Origin of the sequence: Lapidilactobacillus concavus DSM 17758 (genome assembly GCF_001435835.1) — a bacterium.
Classification (GTDB): Bacteria; Bacillota; Bacilli; order Lactobacillales; family Lactobacillaceae; genus Lapidilactobacillus; species Lapidilactobacillus concavus.
Window position 1 is genome coordinate 1 of sequence record NZ_AZFX01000037.1, and the last position, 314, is coordinate 314.

The 314-nt window shown below is 42.7% G+C and carries 1 protein-coding gene; it reads left to right on the forward strand.

The window, feature by feature from the left end; all coding sequences use genetic code 11:
• Positions 1-66 precede the first annotated feature (66 nt).
• Positions 67-314: helix-turn-helix domain-containing protein (locus FC15_RS03780; protein WP_157051239.1), on the forward strand; the 248-nt coding region annotated here is incomplete at its 3' end.

The following is a 314-nucleotide window of genomic DNA, read 5'->3' on the forward strand; positions in this document are numbered from 1 at the left end:
GGCTATACTCCTACTTAAGTAGACAAGCAAATAATCAAAGCTTGTACACTTAGGAAGGAGTTTTTTATGGGAAGAAAAGGTTCCCGCTATACATTGAAGGAAAAACTGGCGTGTATTAGCTTAGTGGAGCAGGGAATTACTCCTAACGCAGTTGGCACTCAGTACAATATTAAAGGTGAACAGATCCAGCAATGGGTCCAACGTTATCACAAAGATGGCGAAGCGGGATTAAAGCGAGCTTGGCCGCACCGTTATCCAACCGAGCTAAAGCTGGAAATCGTTCAAAAATATCTAACAAGACACACGTCATATCC